The sequence below is a fragment of the Streptomyces scabichelini genome, assembly GCF_011045015.1.
GTDB classification, from domain to species: Bacteria; Actinomycetota; Actinomycetes; order Streptomycetales; family Streptomycetaceae; genus Streptomyces; species Streptomyces scabichelini.
Genome location: NZ_JAAKZY010000055.1, coordinates 1 through 22,522, shown reverse-complemented (window position 1 = coordinate 22,522; position 22,522 = coordinate 1). Strand labels below are relative to the sequence as shown.

General features: G+C 71.1%; 18 protein-coding genes and 1 pseudogene. 10 read left to right on the top strand and 9 right to left on the bottom strand.

What is annotated here, in order from left to right; all coding sequences use genetic code 11:
- Nucleotides 1-73 precede the first annotated feature (73 nt).
- The 6 genes from G5C60_RS19010 to G5C60_RS18990 all read left to right on the top strand — a co-directional run bounded on the left by G5C60_RS19010 (nucleotide 74) and on the right by G5C60_RS18990 (nucleotide 4,753).
- The gene (locus tag G5C60_RS19010; RefSeq protein ID WP_165260795.1) at nucleotides 74-748 is read left to right on the top strand and encodes an ABC transporter permease subunit; all 675 of its coding nucleotides are present in this window, start codon (nucleotides 74-76) and stop codon (nucleotides 746-748) included.
- Complete coding sequence (locus G5C60_RS19005; RefSeq protein WP_165260793.1) at nucleotides 745-1,653, top strand: amino acid ABC transporter permease; 909 nt, start codon at nucleotides 745-747, stop codon at nucleotides 1,651-1,653. Before G5C60_RS19010 ends, G5C60_RS19005 begins: the two co-directional genes overlap by 4 nt.
- Nucleotides 1,654-1,934: 281 nt before the next feature.
- Complete coding sequence (locus G5C60_RS19000) at nucleotides 1,935-3,533, top strand: FAD-dependent monooxygenase (protein ID WP_165260791.1); 1,599 nt, start codon at nucleotides 1,935-1,937, stop codon at nucleotides 3,531-3,533.
- An 89-nt stretch (nucleotides 3,534-3,622) separates the two neighbouring features.
- Nucleotides 3,623-3,709 carry a putative leader peptide gene (locus G5C60_RS54185; RefSeq protein WP_420907385.1) on the top strand — a complete coding sequence of 29 codons (87 nt, stop codon included), beginning with the start codon at nucleotides 3,623-3,625 and terminating at the stop codon, nucleotides 3,707-3,709.
- A 79-nt stretch (nucleotides 3,710-3,788) separates the two neighbouring features.
- Nucleotides 3,789-4,325 (top strand): cupin domain-containing protein, encoded by a 537-nt coding sequence (locus G5C60_RS18995; protein ID WP_338145865.1) that lies wholly within the window; start codon nucleotides 3,789-3,791, stop codon nucleotides 4,323-4,325.
- Nucleotides 4,316-4,753, top strand: a complete 438-nt coding sequence (locus G5C60_RS18990) for a rhodanese-like domain-containing protein (protein ID WP_165260839.1) — start codon at nucleotides 4,316-4,318, stop codon at nucleotides 4,751-4,753. The genes G5C60_RS18995 and G5C60_RS18990 overlap by 10 nt, the downstream gene beginning before the upstream one ends.
- 144 nt (nucleotides 4,754-4,897) lie before the next feature.
- Here the strand turns inward: G5C60_RS18990 and G5C60_RS18985 are convergent, their stop codons facing one another.
- The 6 genes from G5C60_RS18985 to G5C60_RS18960 form a co-directional block, all read right to left on the bottom strand.
- On the bottom strand, nucleotides 4,898-7,429 hold the full coding sequence (locus G5C60_RS18985) for an FtsX-like permease family protein (RefSeq protein WP_165260787.1): 2,532 nt from the start codon (nucleotides 7,427-7,429) through the stop codon (nucleotides 4,898-4,900).
- The gene (locus G5C60_RS18980) at nucleotides 7,426-8,184 is read right to left on the bottom strand and encodes an ArsR/SmtB family transcription factor (RefSeq protein ID WP_165260785.1); all 759 of its coding nucleotides are present in this window, start codon (nucleotides 8,182-8,184) and stop codon (nucleotides 7,426-7,428) included. The genes G5C60_RS18985 and G5C60_RS18980 overlap by 4 nt, the downstream gene beginning before the upstream one ends.
- Before the next feature lie 237 nt (nucleotides 8,185-8,421).
- Nucleotides 8,422-9,393: a recombination regulator RecX gene (recX, locus tag G5C60_RS18975; protein ID WP_165260783.1), complete on the bottom strand. Its 972-nt coding sequence runs from the start codon at nucleotides 9,391-9,393 to the stop codon at nucleotides 8,422-8,424.
- A gap of 3 nt (nucleotides 9,394-9,396) precedes the next feature.
- Nucleotides 9,397-10,521, bottom strand: a complete 1,125-nt coding sequence (recA, locus tag G5C60_RS18970) for a recombinase RecA (protein ID WP_165260781.1) — start codon at nucleotides 10,519-10,521, stop codon at nucleotides 9,397-9,399.
- Nucleotides 10,522-10,827: 306 nt separating this feature from the next.
- Complete coding sequence (locus G5C60_RS18965) at nucleotides 10,828-12,087, bottom strand: AI-2E family transporter (RefSeq protein WP_165260779.1); 1,260 nt, start codon at nucleotides 12,085-12,087, stop codon at nucleotides 10,828-10,830.
- Between the two features lie 60 nt (nucleotides 12,088-12,147).
- Nucleotides 12,148-12,342, bottom strand: a complete 195-nt coding sequence (locus G5C60_RS18960) for a DUF3046 domain-containing protein (RefSeq protein WP_165260777.1) — start codon at nucleotides 12,340-12,342, stop codon at nucleotides 12,148-12,150.
- Between the two features lie 79 nt (nucleotides 12,343-12,421).
- Between G5C60_RS18960 and G5C60_RS18955 the strand changes: the two genes are divergently transcribed.
- A complete protein-coding gene (locus G5C60_RS18955; protein WP_165260775.1) occupies nucleotides 12,422-13,366 on the top strand; it encodes a hypothetical protein in 945 nt (314 codons plus the stop codon).
- A 77-nt stretch (nucleotides 13,367-13,443) separates the two neighbouring features.
- Here the strand turns inward: G5C60_RS18955 and G5C60_RS18950 are convergent, their stop codons facing one another.
- The 3 genes and pseudogenes from G5C60_RS18950 to G5C60_RS18940 form a co-directional block, all read right to left on the bottom strand.
- On the bottom strand, nucleotides 13,444-13,752 hold the full coding sequence (locus G5C60_RS18950; RefSeq protein ID WP_165260773.1) for an AzlD domain-containing protein: 309 nt from the start codon (nucleotides 13,750-13,752) through the stop codon (nucleotides 13,444-13,446).
- Complete coding sequence (locus tag G5C60_RS18945) at nucleotides 13,749-14,510, bottom strand: AzlC family ABC transporter permease (RefSeq protein ID WP_165260771.1); 762 nt, start codon at nucleotides 14,508-14,510, stop codon at nucleotides 13,749-13,751. Before G5C60_RS18945 ends, G5C60_RS18950 begins: the two co-directional genes overlap by 4 nt.
- Before the next feature lie 113 nt (nucleotides 14,511-14,623).
- Nucleotides 14,624-15,373: pseudogene (locus G5C60_RS18940) on the bottom strand (AraC family transcriptional regulator); the annotation flags it as partial.
- A 439-nt stretch (nucleotides 15,374-15,812) separates the two neighbouring features.
- On the opposite strand from G5C60_RS18940, the gene G5C60_RS18935 reads away from it, so the two are divergent.
- From G5C60_RS18935 to G5C60_RS18925, 3 genes are all read left to right on the top strand, one after another.
- The gene (locus tag G5C60_RS18935; protein ID WP_165260769.1) at nucleotides 15,813-20,594 is read left to right on the top strand and encodes an ATP-dependent helicase; all 4,782 of its coding nucleotides are present in this window, start codon (nucleotides 15,813-15,815) and stop codon (nucleotides 20,592-20,594) included.
- Nucleotides 20,595-20,802: 208 nt separating this feature from the next.
- Nucleotides 20,803-21,630 (top strand): Fpg/Nei family DNA glycosylase, encoded by an 828-nt coding sequence (locus tag G5C60_RS18930; RefSeq protein WP_165260767.1) that lies wholly within the window; start codon nucleotides 20,803-20,805, stop codon nucleotides 21,628-21,630.
- 32 nt (nucleotides 21,631-21,662) lie between these two features.
- Complete coding sequence (locus tag G5C60_RS18925; RefSeq protein ID WP_165260765.1) at nucleotides 21,663-22,427, top strand: SDR family NAD(P)-dependent oxidoreductase; 765 nt, start codon at nucleotides 21,663-21,665, stop codon at nucleotides 22,425-22,427.
- Nucleotides 22,428-22,522: the final 95 nt, after the last annotated feature.

Below are 22,522 nucleotides of genomic sequence, written 5' to 3'. Positions count from 1 at the left end.
TCGCCGACTGCGATCAAGGCGGCGGCGCGCCGCGCTGTCCACGTACGCCACACACCCGGAAGCGCGGGAAATCGTGTTCGACTTTCTTTCAGACTATGACGACCCGAGCCTGTTGGGCGCCTTCTGGACGACGGTACAGCTCACCGTCCTCTCCGGCGTCGGCTCCCTGGTCTGGGGCACCCTCCTGGCCGCGATGCGGGTCAGCCCGGTGCCGCTCATGCGCGGGTTCGGCACGGCCTACGTCAACATCGTCCGGAACATCCCCCTGACCGTCATCATCGTCTTCACCTCGCTCGGCCTCGCCGACATCTTCGGCGTGACGATGGGTGCGTCCGACTTCGAAGACCAGGGCTTCCGCCTGGCGGTCCTCGGTCTCGTCGCCTACACCGCGGCCTTCGTCTGCGAGGCGATTCGTTCCGGCATCAACACAGTGCCGCTCGGGCAAGCCGAGGCGGCCCGTGCCATCGGCCTGAACTTCACCCAGACCCTGCGGCTGATCGTCCTGCCGCAGGCCTTCCGTTCGGTGATCGGCCCGCTGGCCAACGTACTGATCGCCCTGACCAAGAACACGACCGTGGCGGCCGCGATCGGTGTGGCCGAGGCCGCTCTCCTGATGAAGGAGATGATCGAGAACGAGGCCCAGACGCTGCTCATCGGCGCCGTCTTCGCATTCGGGTTCGTGGTACTGACCCTCCCGACCGGCCTCATCCTCGGCTGGCTGAGCAAGCGACTGGCGGTGAAGCGATGAGCTCGGTTCTCTACGACACTCCGGGCCCCCGCGCCAAGCGGCGCAATGTGCTCCTCTCGGTGGTCTTCTTCATCCTGCTCGCCCTGGTCCTGTGGTGGGTCTGGCAGACCATGGACGACAAGGGCCAGCTGACGTGGGCCCTGTGGAAGCCGTTCACCGAGTCCGAGGCCTGGACGACGTATCTGCTGCCAGGCCTCGGCGACACGCTGAAGGCCGCGTCACTGGCGATGCTGATCGCCCTTCCGCTGGGCGCGGTCTTCGGTATCTCGCGCCTCTCCGACCACCGGTCGGTGCGGGGTGCGGCCGGCGTGGTGGTCGAGTTCTTCCGGGCGATCCCGGTACTGCTTCTGATGCTGTTCGCCAACGAGTTCTACGACCGCTACACGAACGTCAGCAGCGAACAGCGGCCCCTCTACGCGGTCGTCACCGGCCTGGTGCTCTACAACGCGTCCGTCCTCGCCGAGATCGTACGGGCCGGCATCCTGTCCCTGCCCAAGGGCCAGTCGGAGGCCGCGATGGCCATCGGCCTGCGCAAGGGCCAGACGATGACCAACGTCCTGCTGCCGCAGGCCGTCACGGCCATGCTGCCGGCCATCGTCAGCCAGCTCGTGGTCATCGTGAAGGACACCGCGCTGGGCGGCGTGATGATCGGCTTCACCGAGCTGCTCAACACGCGCGGCACGCTCGCTGCCAACTACGCCAACGTCGTTCAAAGCTTCGTCGTGGTGGCGGTCATCTACATCGTGCTCAACTTCATCCTCACCAGCTTCGCGAGCTGGCTGGAGCGCAGGCTGCGGCGCAGCAAGAAGAGCACGGGCGCGGTCCTCGGGGTCGACGACGTGGACGACATCAACGCCGGCGAGGTGGGGGGCGCGGCGGCGACCGGTGCCGGCGGCACCGTCTGATCAAGATCGGCTGCTCACGTCTTCAAGGACACGCTGAACACGTGGAATGCACCGGCAGAAACTGCCGGTGCATTCCTCTGCTTCTGCCGTCGCAGTCCCGCCCGAGGGTCCGAGCGAGCTCGCAACTGCCCGGGTGACGGCATCCCGGGAGTCACGCCCCTCCGTCACTTGACGCAAGCACCGGCAATGGGTTGCATACGTTCTGTGATCGTGCACCCTGCTCCAACTGCCAGTCCCGATAAGACACTCAGGACACCGCTCCGGGCAGGGGGAGCCGCGCCGTGGACCCGGTGATCATCGTCGGAGCGGGGCCCGTCGGGCTCACGCTCGCGCTGGCACTGGCGCGTCAGGAGGTGCCTTCCGTCGTCCTGGACGAGGGCCCCGGCAAGGACGAACAGCGGCCCGCGCGAACCGTCGTACTGCGTGAGGACACCGCCGCGCTGATGGAGCGGCTCGCGGGATTCCCGATCGCCGAGGCCGGTTTCCGTTGGGCCGGATGGAGGTCGATGCGGCGCAAGCAGGTGATGCGGCAGATCACGTTCGGCGACGACGATCCGGCGCCGCTGCACATCGCCCAGCACGTTCTGACGGCCGCCCTGCGGGACGCGATCGCGGGCGAGCGCCTGGTCAAGGTCGCCGTGGAGAACCGCCTCGACTCCGTCGAGCAGGAGAAGTCCGGCGTGACGGCGCATACGCGCGGCCCCAAGGGCACGTGGTGGCGCGGCAGTTACCTGATCGGCTGCGACGGTCCGCGCTCGACCGTGCGCAAGCTGGCGGACATCCGCTTCCCGGGACGTACGGCCGTGGAGCGACACGCCGTCGCGGCGCTGCGTACGGAACTTCCGTGGTCCGGTGAGGCGTTGTTGCATCGGATGCCGCCGTGGCGGACGTCGGGGCCTTCGGCCGGGGAGGTGACCGGACGTCCCCTCGCCGACGGCGTGTGGCGCCTGGACTGGCTGCTGCCGCCGGGGAAGGACCTGGTCACCCCAGACCTGCTGGTGGCGCGCGTCCGGGAGACCCTCGCGGGCTGGAGCGGTGGCTCCACACCGCCGTACGAACTTCTCGACACCGGAGTCCACATCGTCCACCACCGCCTGGCCCGCCGGTGGCGGGTCGGCCGTGTCTTCCTCGCCGGGGACGCCGCACACCTGCTCGGCGCACTCGGCACCCAGGGCCTCGACGAAGGTCTGCGGGACGCGGACAACCTCGCGTGGAAGCTGGCTCTCGCCTGGCACCACGGGCCGCACGAGGCACTGCTCGACAGCTACCAGGTGGAGCGACGCGCCGTCGTGGCCGCCCGGCTGCGCGCCGCCGACCAGTCGCTGCCGCTGCTGCGCGCCGGCGGAGGCCTGCGCTCCGTCGTGCCCGGCTCGGCGCGCGGCCATGACGCGCTCCTCACGGACGGTCACCTGGGGCGCGGCCCGCTGGGTGCGCCCGGGGCGCACGCCGATTCGCCCCTCACGCCTCAACACGCCGAGTCGGCGGTCGAGGTCGCCACGGAGGTGGGTGCTCCGGTCGTCGATGTGCGGGTGACGGCGGAGGACGGTTCGTTCGTACGGCTGCGGGAGCGGCTGGGCCGTGGGGCGCTCCTCGTGCTGCTGATCGCGCCGGGTACGGGCGTGTGGGAGCGCAAGCACTGGGTGACGGCCGGGATCATGCCACGGCTCGCGGCCGCTGTGACCGCGCTGCCGCACCCCGCCGAACTGCTGGTCGCCGAGAGCTATCCGGGTGCCGCCCCGCACACGGTGTTGCTGATCCGCCCGGACGGACACCTGGTCACGGCGTTGAGCGGGGTACGCCCGGCTGATCTGTACGAGGCTGCCGAGGCGACGCTGGGCGGACCACGGGTCACAGCGGACGCCACGGCGGGAACGGGCTGAGCACCACTGTCCTGGGGCGACACCGGGCCACTCGTCCATAGGGCGATCCTGAGTTGACCGGCCTGCACCATCATGGTGTACTCCGGAGCGTGACTGACACCTGTGTGCGCCTGTGGCGGAGGGTCCATATGGACCTCGTCCGCTATGCGGGCTGCGTGTGTCACTCGTCCTGCTGAATTCGCATCTCACTCAGCCGCGCGCGCCACTCATGTTCCGCTGCGCGCTCCCACGCGAACACTCATCTGGACGGTACCCGTGTCTGTGTCACCCTCGTCACCTGCTCTCTCCACTCCGATTCACACCCCGACCCAGGCCGACCTGCTCGACTTCGTCCGGCGGACGGCCGCCGACACCGAGCTGATCGCCTCGCTCCCGCTCGACCCCGAGGGCCGTACCTGGGTACGCCTGGAAGGCCCCGGCGGCAGCGAGGCCTGGCTCATCGGCTGGCCGCCCGGCACCGGCACCGGCTGGCACGACCACGCCGAGTCGGTCGGCGCCTTCCTCACCGCGTCGGGCGAGCTCAAGGAGAACTCGCTCACCGCCCGGCTGCCCACCGACGGCTGGAAGACCCTGGAACTCACGGAGGGGATCGACCAGGAACGACAATTGTCGGCGGGCAAGGGACGTGCCTTCGGCCACAACCATGTGCACGAGGTGCTCAACGAGTCCACCGAGGAGCACGCGATCTCCGTCCACGCGTACTACCCGCCCCTGCCGCGGATCCGCCGCTACAGCCGCAGCGGCCAGGTCCTGCGCCTCGAGCAGGTCGAGCGTCCGGAGGACTGGCAGTGAGTGCCGAACGACCCGTAGGAATCGACGAGTTGCTGGAACGGGTCCGCGCGGACCTCGACCGGGTCGAGGCCGCGGACGCCCACGATGCCGCTCAGGCAAGCGAGGCCCTGCTGGTCGACATCCGCTACGCGGCCCTGCGCGACCGCGACGGACTGATTCCCGGCGCCCTCGTCATCGAGCGCAACGAACTGGAGTGGCGGCTCGACCCACAGGGCAGCCATCGCACCCCCGAGGCCACGAGCCACGATCTACGGATCGTGGTGATCTGCAACGAGGGCTACGCGTCCAGCCTCGCGGCCGCGTCACTACGGCAGTTGGGGCTGCGTCGGGCCACGGATCTGGTGGGCGGCTTCCAGGCATGGAGGGCGGCGGGGTTCCCGGTGACTTCTCAGCTGCTGGGGTCCGGCAATCTGACGGGATCCAGCTAGCTGCCGGACTCCAGTCAGGCGCCGGTTTTCTGCCCGCCCTGGCGTGCATGCGTGAACAGTTGGGCATGTATCGCGGTGGGAGCCCCTTCACGTAAGGGGCTCCCACCATTGCGTATTGCCCTTACTCCCTGGGCGTATCAGCCCTCACTCCCTGGCCGTCGCCACCGTGACAGGACGAGGCTTCAGCGCGGCTCGCCCCGGCAGGGCGGTGGCGACGAGGGCCAGCAGGCCGGCCGCCGCGACCACCGCGACGTACACCAGGGGCGTGACTGCCGGGGCCGCGCTGCCGGTCATGCCGACGCTGAACGCCGTGAGGACGGCGAGCGCGATGCCGCTGCCCAGGGCCGTGGCCAGCAGCAGGACCGACAGCGCCTCGGTGCGCAGCATCCGCAGCACCTGGCGGCGGCTGGCTCCCGCGAGGCGGAGCATCGCGAACTCGCGGACGCGCTCGGAGACCGACATGGCCAGCGTGTTGACGACGGCGATGGCGGTGAAGGCCAGGACGAGCCCCATGGCGAGGTAATTGACCTCGGCGTTCGCCTGCTGGCGCTCGGCCTGCAGGGAGTCCGCGGTGTCCGGTGAGACAACCTGGACGCCGGGGAACTTCCGGACGGCGGCCGCGAGTTCTTTCTGTGATCGGGTGGTGGAGACGAGGACGGTGGCCGCGAGTGGGTTGTCGACGTGACGGGCGACCAGGTCGTGGGCCATGGTGAGGTCGCCGAAGCCGAGGCCCTTGGCGTAGACGGCGGCGACGGTGAGCGTGACGGGTGTGCCGTCGCCGAGGGTGATTTTCAGCGTGCTGCCGGGCTTCAAGTGGAGCTGGTCCGCGGCGAGTTCGCTGACGGCGACTGTGTCGTTCGTGAGCTTCGAGAGAGAGCCCGCGGTGACGTCCGGGTCCCACGTGCGAGTGAGCCCGGAAGTGGTGATGCCCTGTGCCGCGTACTTGTCGAGGCCGACCCGGACGGTTGTGCGGACGACTTCGGTGGCGACGTCGTCGTCCGTACGGAGCTGCTGCGCGGCCTGTGCCGGGACGCCGGGTCCCTGGGCGGCGAGGACCCAGTCGGCACGGATGCCCTCGCGGGCCTGGGCGCGGGCGGCGTCACCGAGCGTCGGCTGGACGAAGAGGACGGTGCAGGTCATACCGATGAGGAGGGTGAGCGGGGTGACCACGGAAGCCATGCGGGCGGCATTGCCGCGGAGGTTGGCCTTGGCGAGCCTGCCGCCCGGACCGGTCAGCCGCAGCGGGCCGCCCAGGATCGCCGCGGCTGCCCTCACCAGGAGTGGGCCCAGCAGGGCCACGGACGTGGAGAGAACCACAACGGCCAGGAAAGTCACGGGAGTCGAGGCGGGCTCGGTGCGCAGAACGCTGAGTACGGCGACGAGGACCGTGCCTCCGGCGAGCAGTGCGAGACCCGCGAGGATGCGCCCCCATGCGGGCCGGGTGCGCTCGACCCTGGCCTCGGCGAGCGCCTCAGCCGGGCGCATACGGGTGATGCGGCGGGAGGAGATACGGGCGGCGGCCCAGGCGCCGAACAGGGTGGCGGCGATCGCGGCGAACAGCGGGAAGACGCTGACCGTGTGCTGAAGTGTGGCGGGCACGGCGCCCATGGCGATAAACCTGCTGTACAGCCAGCTGCCCAGTGGCAGTCCCGCGAGCGCTCCGGCAGCTCCGGCGGCCGCGCCTACGAGCAGGGCTTCCCGGCCGAGCAGCTTGCGGATCTGCCCCGGTGTGGCGGCGATGGCGCGCAGCAGGGCGAGTTCGCGGTGGCGCTGCTGCACGGAGAGCGCGAAGGTGCCGACGACCACGAGTACGGCGACGAGCAGGGATGTACCGCCCATCGCGCCGCCCATGCTGACCAGTCTGATGCGGGCGGCGGCCGCGTCCAGGAACTCGACGGGGCCGCGCTCGTCGCCCGCGCTGATCTGCGCGGTGGTGCCGTGCAGCGCCTTGCTCACGGACGCTTTGAGGGTTGCCGTTTCCGTGCCCTTGTCGGGGATGACGCCGAACGCCGTGACCTGTCCGGGGTGCGCGGCGAGGCGCCGGGCCTCGGCGGTGGAGAAGAAGAGCGAGGTCTGGTGGCGTACGTCGGCGACGGTGGGCGTCGCGATTCCAGTGATCCGGTACGTACGCGGGCTCTTGGTGGACTGGACGGCGAGGCGGTCGCCGGGCTTGAGGTGAGCGCGGTCAGCGAGGTAGCGGTCGACGACCAGATCGCTCTGTGTTTTGGGCGGGGTGCCCGCGGTGAGCTTGTACGGGGTGAGAACCGCGGAGTCCCAGGCGTGACCGTAGGGAGTCCTGTCACCGGTGCCCCCGGGTGTCAAAGGCTGGGCCATGAAGGTCAGTTCGGGGACGACCTTGCCTACGCCGGAAGCGCTGTTCAGTCTTGCGGCGAGGTCGTCGGACAGCCACGCCCGCTCGGCTATCGGTTTGGCCTTGTGTTTGGTCTTCGTCTTGCCCTTCTTGTGCTTGACGGTGGTCTGGTGGACGTTCTGGTCGGCGGAGACCACGACGGGGGCGGCGGCGTAGCGCTCGGTGCCGATGGTGCCGCGGAGCCCGGTTTCGAGGAGGGTGCCGCAGGCGGTGATGAGGGCAGCAGCGCACATCAGGGCGATGAAGGCACCGAGGAAGCCGCCTTTGCGGTCCCGGACGGTCTGCAGGGCGTAGCGCAGCATCATGAGGTCTCGGTCTCTTTTCTGTTGTCGGGCGTGGAGTCGCCCGGGGCGTCGATCCGGGAGTCGTCCGGCTTGTCGGCCTGGGTGGCTCCCGGCGCGTCGGCCTGGGTGGCCCCCGGCGCATCGGCCTGGGCGGGATAGGCGAGGAACCGGGTGAGCACCGTGCGCGCGCCGGGCGGGGTGTCGGCCTCGGGGCGCTTGTAGCGGTTGAGGAGCGCGATGTACTCCTCGAAGAACTCGCGGAGTTCGGGGAGCGTCAGCCGGATGGTTCCGCGTGAGTACGGGAACGCGTCGGCCCACGGGTCGTCGGCCGCGTCCCGCTGGAGCTGTTCGAAGAGTTCGAGGTCGGCGGCGTACGCGTGGTGGTTCAACTCGTCCATGACGAGCCGCATTTCGGGGCTCTGGCGGCTGCGGGGCGGGAAGCGGCGGTCGCCGGGGACGGCTCGCCACCAGCGCTCCCGGCCGTGGCCGGCGCTTCCGTCTGCCGCCTCGGTCTCCTCGACGAAGCCGTAGCGGGCAAGTTCGCGCAGGTGGTAGCTGGTGGCCCCGGTGTTGAGTCCGAGGGCCCGGGCGAGCGTCGCGGACGTGGCGGGGCCGTGCACGGTGAGGTGCTGCAGCATTCGCTGCCGCCGGGGTTGGGCGAGCGCTTTGAGGGCGGCGAGGTCGGAGAGCTCGATGGGGGCGGGCGGCTCTGCCGAGGGGCTGGTCTGGGCGGGCCCCTGCTCCGCGGGGTGTGTGGCGCCGGGTTCCTGTGCCATGCGTACACAGTCGTCTGTGCACAGGTGTCTGTGCACTACGGCGGCCCAGCGTCTTCAGCGGGGGTTAACCCCACTCCGGGCGGGGAGTTGGGCCCTGCGTCTCACCAGGGTCCGGGCAGGCATCCGGGTCCTGAACGCGATCGGCGCCCCCGCGCGTCTACCGTGTTCAGGACCCGTGAAGGGGCAGCCGCTTCTGGACAACCAAGGTGCGCCTGGCAGCCACGGTCGGGCCTTGGATCAGAACCCGTCTTCTCCCAACCCCTCCGTGTCCTCGCCTTCTTCCTCCAAGGCCTGCCGGACCACACGCAGGGCCATGCCCTCGGAGTAGCCCTTGCGGGCCAGCATGCCCGCGAGGCGCCGTAGCCGCTTGTCGCGGTCGAGTCCGCGGGTGGAGCGCAGCTTGCGGGCCACGAGTTCGCGCGCCGTCGCCTCCTCCTGCTCGGAGTCGAGTTGAGCCACGGCCTCGTCGATCAGCGTCGAGTCCACGCCCTTGGTCCGCAGCTCCTGCGCGAGTGCCCGCCTGGCCAGACCCCGGCCGTGGTGCCGGGATTCCACCCAGGCGTCCGCGAAGGCGCTGTCGTTGATCAGGCCGACCTCTTCGAATCGGGACAGCACCTCGGCCGCCACGTCGTCCGGGATCTCGCGCTTGCGCAGCGCGTCCGCGAGTTGCTTACGCGTGCGCGGGGTCCCGGTGAGCAGACGCAGACAGATTGCCCGCGCCCGCTCAGCCGGGTCCCCTGAAGGCTCCCCCGCCTCGGCCCTCGACGAGGAAGGGGGGCCTTCGTCCTGCGGGCCGCCGGACGTTTCACCGAAGCCGCGCTTCCGACGGCCACGGGCCCGTCCACGGCCACCGCCCCGTGGACCGTCATCGCCCTGAGGCCCTGTTTCTCGCGATCCGTCACCTCCATGCGACCAGCCACCGCCGCGCCGACCACCCCGACGCGAGCCGCTGCTTGGCGCACCGTCACCGTGCCGCAGACCATCGCCCTGGGACGAGCCGTCACCACGGCTCGGATCACCGTCCGGCCTGCCGTCACCGTCCGGATCACCGCCGTACGCCCCCGCGGCGCCCCATGCGCCGGTGCCGTCCAGCCCGTCACCGCCGTCCACCCTGTCGCTGTCTCCGACGAAGCCGATGTCACCTCGGTGGCCCTGTCCCTCCGGGACACCGGGGTAGACGTACTCGGCCCAGTCGGTTCGTCGCGTCATGGATCAGCTCTTGGCCGCCGCGGCCTTGGACTTGGTGGCCTTGGCCGCCGGAGCGGGCACCGTCTTCACGGCTTCGTCCGGGGCGGCCGAGACCGCCGCGTCCGCGCCCGGCTCGACGGTCGGCTCCGCCGGCTTCACACCGACGCCCAGCTTCTCCTTGATCTTCTTCTCGATCTCGTTGGCGAGGTCGGGGTTGTCCTTGAGGAAGTTGCGGGCGTTCTCTTTGCCCTGGCCGAGCTGGTCGCCCTCGTACGTGTACCAGGCGCCGGCCTTGCGGACGAAGCCGTGTTCCACGCCCATGTCGATCAGGCCGCCCTCGCGGCTGATGCCCTGTCCGTAGAGGATGTCGAACTCGGCCTGCTTGAAGGGCGGGGCGACCTTGTTCTTGACGACCTTGACGCGGGTGCGGTTGCCCACCGCGTCCGTACCGTCCTTCAGGGTCTCGATGCGGCGGATGTCCATGCGCACCGAGGCGTAGAACTTCAGCGCCCGGCCACCGGTCGTGGTCTCCGGGGAGCCGAACATCACGCCGATCTTCTCGCGGAGCTGGTTGATGAAGATCGCCGTGGTCTTCGACTGGTTGAGCGCGCTGGTGATCTTCCGGAGAGCCTGGCTCATCAGGCGGGCCTGCAGACCCACGTGCGAGTCGCCCATCTCGCCCTCGATCTCCGCGCGCGGCACCAGGGCGGCGACGGAGTCGATGACGATGAGGTCGAGGGCGCCGGAGCGAACCAGCATGTCGACGATTTCCAGGGCCTGCTCGCCGTTGTCCGGCTGGGACAGGATCAGGTTGTCGATGTCGACGCCGAGCTTCTTCGCGTACTCGGGGTCGAGGGCGTGCTCCGCGTCCACGAACGCCACCTGGCCGCCGGCCTTCTGCGCGTTCGCCACCGCGTGCAGCGTCAGGGTCGTCTTGCCGGAGGACTCCGGTCCGTACACCTCCACCACTCGGCCGCGCGGGATGCCGCCGACGCCGAGCGCCACGTCGAGTGCGGTCGACCCGGTGGGGATGACCTCGATGGGCTCGTTCGGCCGCTCGCCCATGCGCATCACTGCGCCCTTGCCGAACTGCCGTTCAATCTGTGCGAGTGCGGCTTCGAGGGCCTTCTCGCGGTCGGTTCCTGCCATGGGTTCCACCCGATTTGCTTGAGTCGATCGCTTCACGTCAAAGACGCTAACGCCTGCCACTGACAATGCGCCCCGACGCCCGTCCTGCCTGTGGATAACTCGGGCACTTCCCCGCGAAATCGCCGTCGTGAGCCCCGCCGGAGACTCCATAAGAATGGATGTTCGATTTTAGTGTCAAGCGCACCACACGGCTTCACCATGCCCGGGTTCACCACCGAACACCCGGCTGAACGCCCGGCCGCTGCCGGGGCCGTACGGGTGATGTGCGGGCGGCACGCGGGCGGTGTCCGCGGGTGCGCGGGTGCGCTACGAGGAGTCCGGCACCGCTTCCTCCTCCACGACCGGCTGCGTCCTCGGCCCCCGCAGGACGCCTCGCATGCGCGCGAGGACCACGCCCGACCCTCGCCCGCGGTGCCCGTGCACGCGAGGGTCGTCCGTGACGTCGTACCGCTTCACGTACGCCCCCAGGAATGCCTGCAGCGTGGCGACCGCGGGGATGGCGATCAGCGCGCCGACGGCGCCGAGCAGCGCGGTGCCCGCGATGACCGATCCGAAGGCGACCGCCGGGTGGACATCCACGGTCCTGGCGGTCAGTTTGGGCTGCAGCACGTAGTTCTCGAACTGCTGGTAGATCACGACGAAGATCATCACCCACAGCGCGTACCAGGGGTCGACCGTGAAGGCGATCAGCATCGGCAGGGCGCCGGCGAGATACGTGCCGATCGTGGGGATGAACTGCGACACCAGGCCCACCCAGACGGCGAGCACGGGCGCGTAGTTCACACCGAGGGACTCCAGCAGGATGTAGTGCGCTATACCCGAGATCAGTGCCATCAGGCCGCGCGAGTAGATGTAACCCCCGGTCTTGTTGACGGCGATCTCCCATGCGCGCAGCACCTCGGCCTGGCGGGCGGGTGGGAGTACTGAGCACAGCGCGCGCCGCAGTCGCGGTCCGTCGGCGGCGAAGTAGAACGCGAACAGCGTGATCGTCAGGAGCTGGAAGAGACCGCCCACCACCTGCGCGGACACGTCCAGGACGCCGCTCGCGCCGCTCTGCACGTACTTCTTGAGCCAGTCGGAGCGGAGCAGGCTGTCCTGGATGTCGACCCGATTGAGCTCCGTGTGGAAGGTCGTGTTGATCCAGCTGATCACCGAGTCGACGTACTTCGGGAAATCCTCGACGATGTCGATGATCTGTCCGGCGAGCATCGAACCGAGCAGTGTGACGAAGCCCGCGCTCGCGATCATCACGGCGAAGAACACGAGCGCGGTGGCCAGCCCTCGGCGCATGCCGCGCGACGCCATCCAGCTCACCGCCGGCTCGATGGCGAGCGCCAGGAAGAACGCGATCAGAATGTTGATCAGCAGCCCGGTCAGCTGATGGAAGGCCCAACTGCCCAGCTGAAAGGAGGCGATGAGGGCGAGCGCGAGCACCATGGCGCGCGGCAGCCAACGCGGCATGCGGGTGCTCCCCGCCGGGTCTGCGGCCGAGGGCCGCGTGGGCGGCGTCGTGCCTAGCGGGGATGCGTGCTGTCCGACCTGGGCGGTCTCGTCTGTCGATGCCACCGTCCAAGTCTGGCCCACGCCACCGACAATCGGTCCCGGTCCGCGGATCTTCGTGGCCGGTCAGCGCTTTTCGTACGGAACGTTCATGGCCGCGCACACCGCGTGCCACACGTCCTTCGCCTCCCAGCCCGCGTCCAGCGCCTGGTGCACGGTGCGTCCGCCGAGCTCCGACATCACGTGATCGCGCGCGAAGGTGTCGGCGTACCCCTTGCCGAAGTGATCCGCCATCCGCTGCCAGAAGACCGTCAACCGCATGACTCCAGTATCCCGCCCCTGAGGGTGGGGCCGAGCCGGGACCGTTCGCCGAGAACGCTTTCCGTCCTACGGTCGGACCATGGCCGAATCTGGAGCATCCCCACTCCCCCCGAAGCCCCCGGCGCACTCCCCGCTCGCCCGCGCCGAGCACTTCATCTGGCTCACCGCGCGCGTGCTGGAGCAGCGGCGTTTCGCGTACCACTTCCTCGGTGGCAGTGCCGACGCGGTCGAGACCGCGCTGGCCGCCTACCGCAACGAGGACGAGGGGTACGGTCATGCGCTCGAACCCGATCTTCGCGGCCCGGTCAGCCAGCCCCTGCACACCGGGCACGCGCTGCGTGTCCTGGACTCGATCGGGCGGTGCGGCGGGCAGCGGGTGGAGCGCGTGTGCCGTTATCTGACCGCCGTGTCGACGCGGGACGGTGCGCTGCCGGCGGTCCATCCCAGCCAGCGCGGCTATCCGGCGGCGCCCTTCGTGCCGGTCGTGGACGCTCCCCCCAGTGAACTCCTCTCCACGGGACCCGTGGTGGGCATGTTGCACCGCAACGAGGTGTGGCACGCCTGGCTGTTCAGGGCCACCGACTTCTGCTGGCAGGCGGTGGAGTCCCTGGAGAAGTCGCATCCGTACGAGATCGAGGCGGCCGTGGCCTTCCTGGACTCCGTGCCCGACCGCTCGCGTGCGGAGGCGGCCGCCGACCGGCTCGGCCGCCTGGTGCGTGAGCATCGGCTCGCGGCACTGGACCCGGAGCACCTCGATGCGTTCCCGGCGGCGCCCGGCTACGCGCCGGGCGAGCACCACTTCGTGCACGACTACGCCAAGACGCCGGACTCGCTAGCGCGCGCGTGGTTCACCGACGAGGAGATGGCGCGCTCGCTGGACTTCTTGGCGAGCGACCAGCAGGAGGACGGCGGCTGGCCGATCCGCTGGCGCCAGTGGGCGCCGGGGACCGCCCTGGAGGCACGTCCGATCGTCACGATCGAAGCGCTGCGCACCCTGCGGGCGTACGGACGGCCCATCATCTGACGTACCCGGGGCGAGGGCTCTCGGGGCGGTGCGCCCGTCGACGCGAACCGGCCTCCACGCGCGCGTGCCGTTCTCCGTCAACCTGCCATCGCCCGCACTCCTGCCGTCACCACCACGGCCGCCGCAACGACGAGCAGGAAGGGGGCCCGCAGAAGCAGGACCACGGCGGCTGCCGCGAGGCCTGCGGCCTTCGCGTCCAGTACGAGGACCCGGCCGTCGGCAAAGGTCTGCTGGGCCGTGAGAGCGGCCAGCAGAGCGACGGGCAGCAGGGCGGCCAGCCGTTTGACGAGCGGCCGTTCCAGGACGCCCGCGGGGACGAGCAGACCGATGAGTTTGACGGCGTAGCAGCCGACGGCGGTCACGCCGATCGCGATCCAGATGTTCAACGGTCTTCCCCCGGTGCGTCGTTGGCGGCCTCCATAGCGGTCGTACGCCCTCTGCGGCGGCCCTCCGCCCACAGGACGGCCGGTGCGGCGAGCGCGGCCACCAGGACGGGCACACCGGCGGGCAGTACGGGCAGGAGCCCGAGGCCGAGGACGACCGCGAGGCCCGCGACGGCCCGTTCCGTGGCGGTCTTGAGCATGGGCGCGAGCAGGGCGAGGAAAACGGCGGGTCCTGCGGCATCCAGGCCCCATGCGTCGGTGTCGCCGATGGCTTCGGCCCCCAGCGCGCCGAGCAGCGTGGTGAGGTTCCACAGCACATAAAGGGTCAGGCCGGTGACGGTGAAGCCGATCCGCACACTGCGCCGCGTGGGCTGGGCGAGCGCCACGGCCGCGGTCTCGTCGATGACCCACTGGGCGGCGAACGGCCGCACCGCGCGCGGGAGCGCCAGCAACTGCGAAAGACGCAGCCCGTAGAAGGCGTTGCGCACACCCAGGAAGAACGCGCCCGCGGCGGCGGTGAACGGGTTGCCCCCGGCCGCGAGCGCCCCTACGAGGGCGAACTGTGAGGCGCCGGTGAACACCAGGAGGCTGAGCGCGCAGGTCTGCAGCAGGGTCAGCCCGCTGCCCGCCGAGGTCACCCCGAAGGCGAAACCGGACAGTCCGACGGCCACCCCGACTCCGAGGGCGTCTCGTACGACGGCGGCGTCGGGTTTCCCGCCGTCTTCGCTGCGCGTGTCTGCGAAAGCTGTCTGTTCTGCCACGCCTCGGACGGTAGAACGAGCCTCTCCTGCGGGTCTTGTACGTTCTTGCGCTCGCGCTGGTACGCCCCCGGCGGCACGCCCACGATCCGGGTGAAGTGGCGGTTGAGGTGCGGCTGGTCGGTGAACCCCACGGCGTGGGCGGCTTCGGCGGGTGCGGTGCCCGCGTCCAGGAGGTGACGTGCGCGGCGTACGCGGGCGTCGGTCAGCCAGGCGTGGGGAGGCATGCCGTAGGTGTCCCGGAAGGCGCGCAGCAGTGCGAAGGGGCTGGTGCCGAGGTCGGCGGCGAGCCGTTCCAGGGTGGGCGGCTCGGTCATCCGTTCTTCGAGAACGGCACGCGCGCGTGCCGCTGCTCGGGCGCCCGCCGCGCGCGGGGCGCGCTGCGGGAGCGGCCCGCCGTTCAGTCGCAGCAGCCGGATCACGGCGACCCTCAGCAGGGTGTCGGCGGCGAGTGCGTTGCCCTCGTCGGCGGCGCGCAGCACCTGGTGGACCAGGCGCGCGGCGTACGGGTCGTCGAGCACCGGGCTGGTGAATCCGGGGGTGCCGCGGATCAGCGTGGTCTCGGCGGCGATCTCGGCCACCAGGTCCGGCGACGGGTAGACCGCCCCGTACCGCCAGCCCTCGGGAACGCCCGCGCGACCCGTGTGCGGGGTGTCGGGGTTGACCAGGGCCAGGGAGCCGGGTCCCGCGTACTGGTCCGCGCCACCGTGGTGGAAGACCTCGACGCCGTCGGCGATGGCGGCGATGACGAAGTTCTCGTGGGTGTGGCGGACGAAGGTCTTCCGGATGTACCGGGCCCGCAGCAGGTCGACACCGGGCAGTTCCGCGTACTGCCAGTGCCGCGCTCGCTCCCCCGAACCTGCCATGTGCCCATTCTGCGTCAGGTCGCTCCGCTGGGTTCGGCGGGCGCGGGCACCCTGTGCGTGGCGGCATCCCGGGTTCTGGGCGCCGCCACGCACAGGGCTCCGCCGGAAGCCCACACTCCGCCGCGAGGCAGGACGGTCAGAGCCGACGACAGTTCGGCCGACGGCCCCTACACCCGTCTCAGGCCGCTACCGCCAGTACTGCCAGTGCCGCACCGCCCTCACCGCACCGCCGGCACCGCCCTCACCGCACCGTCGGCACCGCTGGCCCCGCCAGCACCGCCCGCGCCGCCGGCACCGGAGCCTCCGCAGACCGCGACCGCAGCCCGTGTCACCGGCGAGGTCCCCCACGCCGGCCCTCGCCGCGAGACCGTTTCCGCTCGCCGCGAGACCGTTTTCGCAGGTCCGGGCCGTTGTCAGTGGGCGGGTGCAGGATGGGGGCATGGTCAGGTCTGCACACGGTGCCCTCGACGGCTTCTCCCCCGCGACCCGCGGCTGGTTCACGGGGGCCTTCTCCGCGCCCACCGACGCCCAGGCCGGGGCGTGGCGAGCCATCGGAGAGGGCTCGGACGTGCTCGTGGTCGCCCCGACCGGCTCGGGCAAGACGCTGGCCGCGTTCCTCGCCGCGCTCGACCAGCTGGCCTCGACCCCGCCGCCGGCCGACCCCAAAAAGCGCTGCCGGGTGCTGTACGTGTCGCCGCTCAAGGCCCTCGCTGTCGACGTCGAGCGGAATCTGCGCAGCCCGCTGACCGGCATCAAGCAGGAAGCGGTGCGTCTCGGGCTGCCCGAGCCCGAGGTGAGGGTCGGTATCCGCTCCGGTGACACCCCGGCCGCCGAGCGCCGCGCGCTGTCCACGCGCCCGCCGGACATCCTGATCACGACTCCGGAGTCGCTGTTCCTGATGCTCACGTCGGCCACGCGCGACGCGCTGACCGGTATCGAGACGGTGATCCTGGACGAGGTGCACGCCGTCGCGGGCACCAAGCGCGGAGCCCACCTCGCGCTGACCCTGGAGCGGCTCGACGAGCTGCTGCCGAGGCCCGCGCGCCGTATCGGCCTGTCGGCGACGGTCCGTCCGGTCGATGAGGTCGCGCGCTATCTCTCGCCGCAGCGCAAGGCGGAGATCGTCCAGCCGCCGTCCGGCAAGGAGTTCGACCTGTCGGTGGTCGTTCCGGTCGAGGACCTCGGCGAGCTGGGCGGCTCCCCGGTCGCCGACTCGGAAGAGGGTGCCGAGCGCCCGTCCATCTGGCCGCATGTCGAGGAGAGGATTACCGACCTCGTCCAGGCACACCGCTCGACGATCGTGTTCGCGAACTCCCGCCGGCTCGCGGAGCGACTGTGCAACCGGCTCAACGAGATCGCGTACGAGAGGGCGACGGGCGAGCCTCTGGAGGAGCACCATGCCCCGGCCGAGCTGATGGGCGGCTCGGGCGCGGCCCAGGGCGCCCCGCCGGTCATCGCTCGCGCCCACCACGGCTCGGTCTCCAAGGAGCAGCGCGCGCTGGTCGAGGAGGATCTGAAGGCGGGCCGTCTGCCCGCGGTGGTCGCCACCTCCAGTCTCGAACTCGGCATCGACATGGGCGCGGTGGACCTCGTCGTGCAGGTCGAGTCCCCGCCGTCCGTGGCCTCCGGGCTCCAGCGCGTGGGCCGCGCGGGGCACCAGGTCGGGGCGGTCTCCACCGGCGTGGTCTTCCCCAAGTACCGAGGGGACCTCGTCCAGGCCGCCGTGGTCACCGAGCGGATGCGCACCGGCTCCATCGAGTCCCTCCGCATCCCCGCCAACCCCTTGGACGTGCTGGCCCAGCAGGTGGTCGCCATGACCGCCCTCGACACCTGGCAGGTCGACGACCTGCTCGGGACGGTCCGCCGGGCCGCGCCGTTCGCGTCGCTTCCGGAGTCCGCGTTCACGGCGGTGCTCGACATGCTCGCGGGCCGCTATCCGTCCGATGCCTTCGCGGAGTTGCGGCCGCGCGTCGTCTGGGACCGCGTCGCCGGTACGGTCACCGGGCGTCCCGGCGCGCAGCGCCTCGCCGTCACCTCCGGGGGCACGATTCCGGACCGTGGCCTCTTCGGGGTGTTCCTTGCGGGTGCCGACCCCAAGAAGGGCGGCGGCCGGGTCGGCGAGCTCGACGAGGAGATGGTCTATGAATCCCGCGTAGGCGATGTCTTCACGCTCGGCACCAGCTCTTGGCGCATCGAGGACATCACACGCGACCGCGTCCTGGTCTCGCCCGCGCCCGGTGTGCCGGGCAGGCTGCCGTTCTGGAAGGGCGACCAGCTCGGCCGCCCGCTCGAACTGGGCCGCGCGGTGGGCGCGTTCCTGCGCGAGGTCGGTTCGCTGCCCAAGGAGGACGCCCGGCTCCGGCTCCTGGCCGCCGGCCTCGACGCCTGGGCCGCCGACAACGTCCTGTCCTACCTGGCCGAACAGCGCGAGGCCTGCGGCCACATCCCGGACGACCGCACCATCGTCGTCGAGCGGTTCCGCGACGAGCTGGGCGACTGGCGGGTCGTCGTGCACTCCCCCTTCGGCGCCCAGGTCCACGCCCCCTGGGCCCTCGCGCTGGGCGCCCGACTCTCCGAGCGGTACGGCATGGAGGCGCAGGTCATGCACGCCGACGACGGCATCGTGCTGCGCCTCCCGGACGCCGACCTGATGGGCCTGGACCTGCTCGACCAGGAACCCCTGAAGATGGGGACGGAGTACGACTCGGAACAGGCCCCCGTGGGAGCGGCGGACGTCGCCTTCGACAAGGGCGAGGTCAACCAGATGGTCACCGACCAGGTGGGCGGCTCCGCCCTGTTCGCGTCCCGCTTCCGCGAGTGCGCCGCCCGCGCCCTGCTGCTGCCGCGCCGCAGCCCCGGCAAACGCACCCCGCTGTGGCAGCAGCGCCAGCGTGCCTCCCAACTGCTGCAGGTGGCCAGCGAGTTCGGCTCCTTCCCGATCGTCCTGGAGGCGGTCCGCGAGTGCCTCCAGGACGTCTTCGACGTCCCCGGCCTCGCAGAGCTGATGGGCGACATCGAGTCCCGCAAGGTGCGGCTCGTCGAGGTCACGACCCCGGAGCCGTCACCGTTCGCGCGGTCCCTGCTGTTCGGATACGTCGCGCAGTTTCTGTACGAGGGCGACTCCCCGCTCGCAGAGCGCCGCGCCGCGGCCCTGTCGCTGGACTCGCGGCTACTCGCCGAGCTCCTCGGCCAGGCCGAGCTGCGCGAGCTCCTGGACGCCGACGTCCTGACCGAGCTGGAGCGCGAACTCCAGTGGCTCACCGAGGACCGCCGCGCCAAGGACCCTGAAAGCGTCGCGGACCTGCTGCGCCTGCTCGGCCCGCTCACGGACGCCGAACTGGCCGAGCGCGGCGCCGAACCGGAGTGGGTCCGGGAACTGACCGCTTCGCGCCGCGCCATCCGGGTCCGGATCGCCGGAGCCGACCACTGGGCGGCGATCGAGGACGCGGGCCGACTGCGTGACGCACTCGGCACGGCGCTGCCCGTCGGGGTCCCCGAGGCCTTCACCGAACCGGTCAAGGATCCGCTCGGCGACCTCCTCGCGCGGTACGCACGCACCCACGGCCCGTTCACCTCGACGTCAGCGGCGGCACGCTTCGGCCTCGGTACGGCGGTCACCGAGGGCGCCCTGCAGAGGCTCGCCGGAGGCGGCCGTGTCGTACAGGGAGAGTTCCACCCGGCGGGGATCGGCCAGGAGTGGTGCGACGCGGCGGTGCTTCGCCGGTTGCGGCGCCGTTCGCTCGCGGCGCTGCGGCAGGAGCTGGAGCCGGTGCCGCCCGCCGCACTCGCCCAGTTCCTGCCGCAGTGGCAGCACCTGGGCGGCGGGCACGGACTGCGCGGCATCGACGGACTCGTACGCGCCGTCGAGCAGTTGCAAGGTGCCTCAGTGCCCGCCTCCGCGCTCGAGAAGCTGGTCCTGCCGTCCCGCGTCGTGAACTACGCCCCCGCGATGCTCGACGAACTCACCGCCGCCGGAGAGGTGGTGTGGGCCGGAGCGGGCGCCCTGCCCGGCAAGGACGGCTGGGTGTCCCTGTATCTGGCGGACACGGCCCCATTGCTACTGCCACCCCCGCATCCACTGGAGCTGACCGCGCTCCACCAGTCGGTCCTGGACGCCCTCTCCGGGGGGTACGGCCTCTTCTTCCGCCAGATCGCCGACCAGATCCGCGCCACGACGCACCCCGACGCCACCGACCCCCAACTCGCCGACGCCCTGTGGGACCTGGCCTGGTCGGGTCGGCTGACGAACGACACACTTGGCCCGATGCGCTCCCTCCTGGGCTCGGGCCGCACCGCGGGCTCCACCGCCCATCGCGCGAAACGCACGGTGCCGCGCGGGCGGTACGGCACTCTGACGGCCGCCGCGCGCCCCGCATCCCGGACCGGCCCTCCCACCGTCGCGGGCCGCTGGTCGCTGTTCCCCGACCGCGAGCCCGATCCCACCGTGCGCGCCCACGCCCTGGCCCGCACCCTGCTCGACCGGCACGGCGTGGTCACCCGTGGAGCGGTCGCCGCGGAGGGCGTCGAGGGCGGCTTCTCGGCGACGTACCGCATTCTGTCCGCGTTCGAAGACAGCGGTCAGGCGCGCCGTGGCTACGTGGTGGAGGGGCTCGGCGCCGCACAGTTCGCGATGGACGGCGCGGTGGACCGCCTGCGCGCGGCGGCCAACGCTCGCGAACGGGGCGAGGCCCTGCCCGAGCCGGGGTTCCCGGGCACGCCTGGTTTCTCGGGCACCACCACAGGCTTCCAGGACCCCTTCGCCGATGCCTCGTCCGACACCGGCTTCCCGAACGGACCCACCTCCCGCTCCCGCCCCCGGCCGAGCAGTGCCACCCGTGCCATCGTCCTGGCCGCCGCCGACCCGGCGAACGCGTACGGCGCCGCTCTCCCCTGGCCGGAACCCCCGACCGGGGCGGGCCACAAACCCGGCCGCAAGGCGGGTTCCCTGGTCGTGCTGGTCGACGGCGAGCTGACGCTCTACATGGAGCGTGGCGGCAAGACCCTCCTGGCCTGGCCCTCCGGCCCGGACGTTGCACCGCTGGACGATCCACGCCTGCACATAGCCGCCGAAGCGCTCTCGGCAGCCGCCCGCGCGGGTTCCCTCGGCACCGTCACGGTGGAGCGCGTGAACGGCGCCTCGGCCCTGACGTCCCCCTTCGGCACGCTCCTGGAAGGAGCCGGTTTCCACGCGACCCCCCGAGGCCTACGCCTCCGCGCATGAGCCCACCCGCCCCGCGCACACGCACGTGCTGTCCGAACGAGGCCCAGGGCTCCAGTCAGCCCTCGCACCGCTGAGCCGCACCAGCGACCTGTCACCTGTCACCGTGCCGCATGCCCCCGTGCCCTCCGCGCCCCGCATACCCCGTCACCAGCGTTCCCGCCTTCCCTAGGCAAGACGCTTCCGCCCACCCCATGCCACCCTGGACCCCATGCCCGAAGGAGACACCGTCTGGCAGACCGCCCGGCGCCTGCACAGCGCCCTCGCGGGCCGCGTGCTCACGCGCTCCGACCTCCGGGTGCCCAAGTACGCCACGGCCGACCTGACCGGGCGCACCGTCCTGGACGTCACCCCACGCGGGAAGCACCTGCTCACCCGTATCGAGGGCGGGCTGACGCTGCACTCGCACCTGCGGATGGACGGTTCGTGGAAGGTGTACGCGCCCGGCGAGCGATGGAGTGGCGGCCCCGGTCACCAGATCCGTGTGATCCTCGGCACCGCGGAGCGCACGGCCGTCGGCTACCGGCTCCCCGTGCTGGAGCTGCTCCGCACCACCGACGAACACCGGGCCGTGGGTCACCTCGGTCCCGACCTCCTCGGCCCGGACTGGGACCCCGACAAGGCCCTGGAGAATCTCCTGCGCGACCCCGCCCGCCCGCTCGGCGAGGCCCTCCTCGACCAGCGCAACCTCGCCGGAATCGGCAACGTCTACAAGAGCGAGCTCTGCTTCCTGCTCCGGGCCACCCCCTGGCTGCCCATCGGCGAGCTCCCCGCCGAACGCGCCGCCCAGCTGCCCGCCCTCGCCAGAAAACTCCTGGAAGCCAACCGAGACCGCCCCGCCCGCAGCACCACGGGCCGCCGCGACCAGAACCTGTACGTGTACGGCCGCGCACCCCGTCCCTGCCTGCGCTGCCACACCTCGATCCGTACGGCGAACCAGGGCGACGGGTCCCGAGAGCGGCCCACCTACTGGTGCCCGACATGCCAGCCGGGCCCGGTCCCCGAGACGGGGCCAACTCCATCCCGTACAACTAATTGACGACCCGTCAGAAACCCTCGTACCGTCCCTTCATGCCCGTCTCGGCGTACGACCTCACCGGACGCACCGCTTTCGTCACCGGCGCCGCGAGCGGCATCGGCCGCGCCTGCGCCGTGCTGCTCGCGGAAGCGGGTGCCGTCGTCCACTGCGCGGACCGCGATGAGCGCGGCCTCGACGAGACGATGGCCCTGATCAAGGACAAGGGCGGCGTGGCCCACACGCACCCCCTCGACGTCACCGACCGCGTCCGCCTCGCCCAGGCCGTCGCGGCCTGCGAACGACTTGATGTGATGGCCGCCGTCGCCGGGATCATGCACAGCAGCCCGGTCCTGGAGACCCGCGACGAGGACCTCGACCGGGTGCTCGGCGTGAACTTCAAGGGCGTGCTGTACGCGTGCCAGGAGGCGGCCCGCGCCATGATCGCGTCCGGTACGCGCGGCAGCATCGTCACCATGGCCTCGGGTGCCGTCGACACCGGCGGGCCCGGCCTGCTCTGCTATGGGGCGGCGAAGGCGGCCGTCGTCCAGTTGACCAAGACCCTGGCGACCGAGATGGGTCCGCACGGCATCCGCGTCAACGCGGTGGCACCGGGCTGGATCCGTACGCCCATGACGGACCGCCACGGCGAGGAGGCCCAGGCGCGGACCGAGGCGTTCATGGCCCGGATGTCACCCCTGGGCCGGGTCGGCGAGCCGGACGACATCGCGCACGCGGTCCTGTATCTCGCCTCGGACGCCTCGGCCTTCACTACGGGCCAGATCCTCCGCCCGAACGGCGGCGTGGCGATGCCTTGGTAACACCAGCGCCGGCCCGGCCCCACTCCCCAAAGCACCCCAAAGCACCCCAAGGCCTCTCATCGGCCCCGGACACGCCCCCGCAGTTCCACCAGCCC

Excerpts from the sequence above, each read along its gene's own strand:
- G5C60_RS18980 (WP_165260785.1), bottom strand. The coding sequence starts at position 8,184 with ATGGCACAGGAACCCGGCGCCACACACCCCGCGGAGCAGGGGCCCGCC.
- G5C60_RS18960 (WP_165260777.1), bottom strand. The coding sequence starts at position 12,342 with ATGCGGTTGACGGTCTTCTGGCAGCGGATGGCGGATCACTTCGGCAAG.
- G5C60_RS18985 (WP_165260787.1), bottom strand. The coding sequence starts at position 7,429 with ATGATGCTGCGCTACGCCCTGCAGACCGTCCGGGACCGCAAAGGCGGC.
- G5C60_RS18955 (WP_165260775.1), top strand. The coding sequence starts at position 12,422 with ATGGCCGAATCTGGAGCATCCCCACTCCCCCCGAAGCCCCCGGCGCAC.
- recA (WP_165260781.1), bottom strand. The coding sequence starts at position 10,521 with ATGGCAGGAACCGACCGCGAGAAGGCCCTCGAAGCCGCACTCGCACAG.
- recX (WP_165260783.1), bottom strand. The coding sequence starts at position 9,393 with ATGACGCGACGAACCGACTGGGCCGAGTACGTCTACCCCGGTGTCCCG.
- G5C60_RS18925 (WP_165260765.1), top strand. The coding sequence starts at position 21,663 with ATGCCCGTCTCGGCGTACGACCTCACCGGACGCACCGCTTTCGTCACC.
- G5C60_RS18935 (WP_165260769.1), top strand. The coding sequence starts at position 15,813 with ATGGTCAGGTCTGCACACGGTGCCCTCGACGGCTTCTCCCCCGCGACC.
- G5C60_RS18930 (WP_165260767.1), top strand. The coding sequence starts at position 20,803 with ATGCCCGAAGGAGACACCGTCTGGCAGACCGCCCGGCGCCTGCACAGC.
- G5C60_RS19005 (WP_165260793.1), top strand. The coding sequence starts at position 745 with ATGAGCTCGGTTCTCTACGACACTCCGGGCCCCCGCGCCAAGCGGCGC.